This is a genomic window from Corallococcus sp. CA053C (genome assembly GCF_003611675.1).
GTDB lineage: Bacteria > Myxococcota > Myxococcia > Myxococcales > Myxococcaceae > Corallococcus.
In genome coordinates, this window is the sequence record NZ_RAWA01000497.1 from 1 (window position 1) to 6349 (window position 6349).

Sequence of the window (6349 nt, forward strand, 5' to 3'; positions counted from 1 at the left end):
CGCCCCCACCGTCCTCGCCGTCAGCGGCCGCGCCAGCTTCGAAATCGTCCAGAAGGCCGCGCGCGCCCGCATCCCCGTCGTCGTCAGCGTGTCCGCCGCCAGCTCACTCGCCATCGACCTGGCCCTGCGTTCCGGCGTGACGCTCGCTGCGTTCTCAAGGAACGGCCGCTGCAACGTCTACACCGGTGCGGAACGACTGGGCCCTACACCGCCAACCTCCTGGAACCCTTGATGACTCCGCCCAGGGCCCGCTCCAGGAAGCAGCGGTGCATCCACCTGTCAGACCGGCATCGTACATGCAGTCACCCCACCCGCCGACTGCGCCGGACACCGGGGGACGATCCACGGTCGCGGTCGTACCTCAATGTGTCATCAGCCCGGTCTCTGCATCGGTCCCAGGGCGGGGGCCTCCAAGGATTCACCTGTTGTCACGTCTTTCTTGCTGAGCGGTGGTTGCGCCGCGACGCACAATTTGGCAATCTCACATTTCTTCCTGGTTAAATTTTTCTAGCCATGACGGCATCCTCTGCGAAACCTGAACGTTTGGAGCAGAGGGGGGTGGACACGATGAGCAGTGCAACTGCAGGCGCCGAGGTCAAGGCAGCTCCGTCGACGGCTCCGTTGACGGGCAGCGCGTCCTCGGACGAGGCCACGGATCCGCCGCGACTGGCTCCCGGCTTCGCGGCGAAGTTGAACCTCACCGTGGACCTGGTGTTGCTGGTGGGTGTGCTGCTGGGCTCCGCGTGGATGCGGGGCGGCCGGACGCTGCCGCTGGGCTGGGAGCTGCCGGGCATGGTGCTGACGGCCGTGCTGGTGTGGCTCATCACGGGCACCGCGCTGTGCCTCTACGATTCGCGCTTCGCCGAGCGCAGCAAGCTGGACCACGTGGCGCTGGTGTCCGTCACCACGCTGGCCGTGGTGACGATGCAGGCGGTGCTGGAGCTGGCCCTGCCGCAGGCCGCGCAGGTCGGCGTGGCGCCGCTGCTGGTGGTCTTCTGGCCGGTGGCGCTGCTGTTGCGGCTGGGCGTCTTCCGCCAGGTGGCGTCGCAGGAGGCCCCCACGGAGGAGGTCCTCATCGTCGGCACCGGGGCCATGGGCCGCTACACCGGCGAGGACCTGCTGGGCCGCGGCCGTCACAAGATTTTGGGCTACGTGCGCTTCCCGGAGGACCACGCCTCCGGTGACAGCCTGCCCGCGCAGGTGCTGGGGCCCGCGGATGAGCTGGAGCGCCTGTTGCGCACGCTGCCGGTGAGCGAGGTCTACATCGCGGGCAACACGCTGAAGCAGGGCGAGTCCATGCAGGCGGCCATCAAGCTGGCGGAGCGCTTCGGCGTGCCGTTCGCGCTGCCCGCGCACTCGTTCCGCCTGGACCGCGCGCGCCCGGTGGAGTCCCGCGCGGTGGCGGACGGCTACCTGCACTTCGCGGCGGTGGCGCCCAAGCCGCACCAGATGGCCATGAAGCGCCTGTTCGACATCGCGGTGTCCGCGGTGGCGCTGTGGATGCTGCTGCCGCTCTTCCTGGCGGTGGCGGCGGCCATCAAGTTCACCTCGCGCGGCCCCATCTTCTTCAAGCAGCTGCGCACCGGTCAGCACGGCAAGCCGTTCTACATGCTGAAGTTCCGCTCCATGGTGGTGAACGCGGAGGAGCTCAAGGAGCGGCTGGCCGCGCAGAACGAGCAGACCGGCCCCGTCTTCAAGATGAAGAACGACCCGCGCATCACCGGCATCGGTCGGTTCATCCGCAAGTTCTCCATCGACGAGCTGCCCCAGTTCCTCAACGTGCTGCGCGGTGAGATGAGCATCGTGGGCCCGCGCCCGCCGGTGCCCAGCGAGGTCGCCAAGTACGAGACGTGGCAGCGCCGCCGGCTGTCGGTGCGCCCGGGTCTCACCTGCATCTGGCAGGTGTCCGGACGCAACCAGATCTCCTTCGAGCAGTGGATGTACCTGGACATGCAGTACATCGACCACTGGAGCCTCACCGGCGACCTGCGCCTGCTGCTGCAGACGGTGCCGGTCGTCATCACGGGTCGCGGAGCAAGCTAGCGACCCCGCCGTTTCCCCGGGCCCGGCGTTGACGCGCCGGGCCCGCTTGTCTTTCTATGGGGCGGGCCTTCCCCCCTTGAGCGCGCAGCACCCCTGAAGGCCCGCGTCTCCATGACCGTGAACAGCCAGAACCCCTCCCCCGCTGACGTTGAAGACGGCGCGCGCGCGAATGAAGTCCGCGGCGCGGTGCGCAGCACCCTGCAGCTCGGTGGCTCGCTGATGGTGACGTACGCCATCGCGCTGGGCATCCGCGCGCTGATGCCGCGCTACCTGGGGCCGGAGGCGTTCGGCTACTTCAACTGGTCGGAGGCCTTCGCGGCCACGTTCTTCGTGGCCACCAACCTGGGCCTGGAGACGTACATCCGCAAGGAGGTGCCGGTCCGCCCGGAGCACGCGAGCGACTTCTTCGGCACCACCATGCTGCTGCGCCTGGCCATGACGCTGATCCTCATGGTCGCGCTGGCGCTGGTGCTCCACCACACCGGCGAGCCGCCGGAGGTGCAGCACCTGGTGCAGTGGTTCGCGCTCGCCCAGTCGCTCATCGTCGTCAATGCGTCCATGGCCGCGCTGCTGCACTCCAAGGGCAAGGTCGCGGGCCTGTCGGTGTCCAACGTCATCACCAAGATTGTCTGGGGCGGGGGACTCGCGCTGATGGCCGCGCTGGGCGTGGGCATCCAGTGGCTGGCGGTGCCCATGGTGGCGTCCGAAGCGGTGAAGCTCGTCATCAGCTGGCGGCTGGCGAAGGAGCACCTGGGGCTGAAGTTCCGCATCGACATCACCGCGACGAAGAAGGTGATGAAGGCGTGCCTGCCGTTCTTCCTCACCGCGGCGGCGCTCGCGTGCAACGGCCGCACGGATATGTCGCTGCTGGGCAAGCTCGCGTCCAAGGAAGAGGTGGGCTGGTACGGCGGCGCGTTCAGCATCGCGGGGCTCACGTTCCTCATCAGCCCCATCTTCGGCTGGGTGCTGATGCCCATGATGTCGCGCGCGGCGGCGCGCTCGCCCCAGGAGCTGTCGCACCTGACGCGCCGCTCGCTGGAGGGCGTGCTCGCCTTCACCGTGCCGGTGATGATGGCCATGGTGCTGGGCGCGGACCTGTGGGTGCGCCTGATGTGCGGCCCCGGCTTCGAGCCCGCGGCGCTGCCCCTGCGCGTGCTGTCGCCCATCTTCGTGATGGCCTACGTCACCATGGTCAGCAGCATCTGGCTCACCATGTCCAACAAGGAGTGGTGGGTGACGCTGGCGGCCACGATGGGCGCGGTGGTGAACCCGCTCTTCAACCTGGCGCTCATCCCCTGGCTGTACGGCCGCATCGGGCCGTCCGGCGGCGCCACCGCCACCGCGCTGTCCATGTTCTTCACGGAGGTCATCGTCACGGTGCTCTTCCTGGGCCGCATGGGAAGGAACTCCTTTGACCGGCGTTCGCTGGTCATGGTGGCGAAGACGGCGGCGGTGTGCGGCGTGTGCGTGGCCCTGGACCGCTTCCTCGTGGGCAGCGTGGCCCCGTGGCCCCGGCTGGGGCTGACGGCCAGCACCTACGTCGCGGGCGTGCTGCTCACCGGCGCCATCCGCCCCGCGGAGCTGCTCCAGGTGGTACGCATGGCGCGGCAGCGGGGCAAGGCTGCCCCTGTCGAGGTGGTCGTCACGGCCACCCCCACCGCGTGAGGCGCCCGAGCACCATGCCGTCCCGTCCGTCCCGATTCCGCGGCCCCGTCCTCAGCGCGCTCGCGTGCCCAGGCCTGTTGCTCGGCGTATTGCTCCTGGGGCCCGCGTGCAGCGGCCTGGGCAAGTACACCTGGGTGAACGAGTACCAGGAGAAGCCGCCCGCCTCCGACGCGGCCTATCAGATCGTCCCCGGCGACGTGCTCAACGTGCGCGTGTGGGGCCAGGAGGCGCTCACCACGCGCGCCAAGGTGCGCGAGGACGGCCGCATCAGCCTCACCTTCCTGGACGACGTGGAGGCCGTGGGCCACACGCCGGCCCTGCTGGCGCAGCAGATCCAGACGCGGCTGAAGGACTTCATCAACCACCCCGTCGTCACCGTGTCGCTGGAGGAAGCACGGCCCATGTCGGTGACGATGCTGGGCGAGGTGGCCAACGTGGGCGCGCACGTGCTGGATCCCGGCGCGACGCTGCTCCAGGCCCTGGGCGCCGCGGGCAGCTTCACCGACTACGCCCACCGCGACCGCATCTTCGTGCTGCGCCGCGAGGACCCGCAGGCGGAGGAGCCCACGCGGATCCGCGTGAAGTACGAGGACCTCATCCGGGGCGAGGGCCGCGCGGCCGCCTTCCGCCTGCGCCCCGGCGACGTGGTGGTGGTGGAATAGCCCGTGCTGGACGCGGCCCTCGCGACCCTGTGGCTGGAGGTGGCCTCCGCCTCCGTGACGTATGAAGCGGCGGCGCGCGTGGACACGCGCCTGCGCTCCATGGAGGCGCAGGCCACCGCCACGGACGTGCCCCCTGTCGCGGGGGACATGGACCTCGTCCCCCTGCTGGGCCTGAAGCTGGACGACGGCAGCGCGGTGGCGCAGGTGGAGTACTCGCCGCGCATCTCCTTCCGCGAGGCCACCACCAACCCGCGCACGGAGGTGCAGCACGTGGGGCGCCTCCTCGGCGACTGGCGGCCCCAGCGCGGCCTCACCCTGCACGGCACCCAGGAGTTCGTGCTGGGCCAGGTGAACCTCTTCACCAACCTGCCCCTGGGCGGCAGCCTGGATGATCCGGACACGGCGCTGCCGGGCGACACGTTGGGGGACATCCCCATCCAGCCGCTGCCCCAGGGCAGTGAGAGCGTGTACTTCCTGTCGTCCACGACGACGCTCGCGGCGGAGACGGTGTGGCTGGGCCCGGGGCTGCGGCTGTCGGGCAGCGCGGGCTTCTCCGCCAGCGGCGGCCTGGACGCCACGGCCCAGGAGGCGGTGCCCTTCCAGTACGGCCCGCGCGCGCAGGCGTCGCTCGGGTGGGCGCCCGCGCCCCGGCACACGCTGGCCACCACGGTGGGCTTCACGAACTCGCGCTTCTCCACCGGCGCCAGCGCCATGGTCACCACCCTCACCGGCGCGTGGACGCACCGGTGGGACCGGCGCTCGTCGCTGGAGGCGGGGGTGGGCGTGGGCGTGGCGTATTCCGTGCGCGCGACGGAGGAGGCGGCGGCGCCGGACGACGACACCGGGGCCACCCCGACAGGTGGGACGCGGGTGGGGACCTTCCAGGTGGGAGACGGTGCGCCGGCGGTGGAGCCTCCCGCGCGGCTGGACCTGCTGCCGGACCTGACGCTGGCGTGGTCATACCGGGTGCCGTCGCGGGTGGCGGACTTCAACGGCCGGGTGGCCATGCGGGTGACGCCCTTCGTGGACCGGCTGACGGGGCTGGTGTACCCGAGGGCGGACCTGACCCTGAACGGCACCTGGGCGCTGGGGCCGCGCGTGCGGCTGTCCGGGACGGCGGGCTCCGCGTTCGCGGTGGGCGGCGCGGTGGGAGACCGGCAGGTGGTGGGCGGTGTGGGCGCCAGCTGGACGGTGTCACGGTGGGTGTCACTGGAGGCGGACACGCGGACCGCCTGGACTCGCTCGCCCGACGTGGAAGCGGCCCGCATGGTGTGGTCCGCGACGCTGGGACTGTCGGTGCGGCAAACTGGTATCCTCTGAGGCTCCCGACATGGCGAAGCTCATCCTCCTGTCCGTCCTCATTGCAACCGTCGCGCTGCCCGGAGCGGCCGCGCGCGACGTGAATCCCTGGCGGGGGATGAAGAAGGCCATTTTGTGGGTGGCCCTCTTCAACATCGCGTACGCATACGGCGTGCTCGTGCTCGTGCCCAGGTACGGGTTCGGGTGAGGGAAGGAAAGGCGTTCGACGTGATGGAGCTCCAACAGCTCACGGTCCTCCTCGTGGAGGACTCACCGATGTTCCGCGCCATGCTGGGCGACATGCTCCGCGACCTGGGCGTGAAGAACGTGGTGGAGAAGCCCAACGGCAAGTCCGCCATGGAGTACCTCCAGGGCCCGGAGAAGCCGGACCTGGTGTGTCTGGACCTGACGTTGCCGGACGTGTCCGGCTACGACGTCTGCGAGCACATCCGCCGCACGCCGGCCATCGCGAACGTGCCGGTGCTGATGGTGAGCGCGCGCAACCTGCCGGAGGACAAGGCGTACGCGGAGGAGGCCGGCGCCAACGGCTACCTGGGCAAGCCCTTCACGCCGGAGGAGCTGGCCTGTCCCTTATACACATCTGACGCTGCCGACGAACCCTAGGGGGTAGATCTCGGGGGTCGCCGTATCATTAAAAAAAAAAGATATTGGTTATGGCT

The 6349-nt window shown here is 69.8% G+C and carries 6 protein-coding genes; all 6 read left to right on the forward strand.

Going from position 1 to position 6349, the window contains the following annotated elements; translation table 11 throughout:
• Positions 1 to 232, forward strand: a 232-nt coding sequence (locus tag D7V97_RS38325; RefSeq protein ID WP_199729111.1) for a formate dehydrogenase accessory sulfurtransferase FdhD, incomplete at its 5' end; no start/stop codon positions are given.
• Positions 233 to 558: 326 nt separating this feature from the next.
• The gene (gene epsZ, locus D7V97_RS38330) at positions 559 to 2043 is read left to right on the forward strand and encodes an exopolysaccharide biosynthesis polyisoprenyl-phosphate hexose-1-phosphate transferase EpsZ (RefSeq protein ID WP_120615540.1); all 1485 of its coding nucleotides are present in this window, start codon (positions 559 to 561) and stop codon (positions 2041 to 2043) included.
• A gap of 111 nt (positions 2044 to 2154) precedes the next feature.
• Positions 2155 to 3708, forward strand: a complete 1554-nt coding sequence (wzx, locus tag D7V97_RS38335) for an exopolysaccharide biosynthesis flippase (protein WP_120615541.1) — start codon at positions 2155 to 2157, stop codon at positions 3706 to 3708.
• 14 nt (positions 3709 to 3722) lie between these two features.
• On the forward strand, positions 3723 to 4370 hold the full coding sequence (gene epsY, locus D7V97_RS38340; protein WP_120615542.1) for an exopolysaccharide export protein EpsY: 648 nt from the start codon (positions 3723 to 3725) through the stop codon (positions 4368 to 4370).
• A 3-nt stretch (positions 4371 to 4373) separates the two neighbouring features.
• Positions 4374 to 5690, forward strand: a complete 1317-nt coding sequence (gene epsX, locus D7V97_RS38345) for an exopolysaccharide export protein EpsX (RefSeq protein WP_120615543.1) — start codon at positions 4374 to 4376, stop codon at positions 5688 to 5690.
• 10 nt (positions 5691 to 5700) lie between these two features.
• Complete coding sequence (locus D7V97_RS45510; protein WP_199729113.1) at positions 5701 to 5877, forward strand: hypothetical protein; 177 nt, start codon at positions 5701 to 5703, stop codon at positions 5875 to 5877.
• The last annotated feature ends 472 nt before the right edge of the window (positions 5878 to 6349 follow it).

Coding starts and splice junctions, on each gene's coding strand:
- wzx (WP_120615541.1), top strand. CDS start 2,155: ATGACCGTGAACAGCCAGAACCCCTCCCCCGCTGACGTTGAAGACGGC.
- epsY (WP_120615542.1), top strand. CDS start 3,723: ATGCCGTCCCGTCCGTCCCGATTCCGCGGCCCCGTCCTCAGCGCGCTC.
- D7V97_RS45510 (WP_199729113.1), top strand. CDS start 5,701: ATGGCGAAGCTCATCCTCCTGTCCGTCCTCATTGCAACCGTCGCGCTG.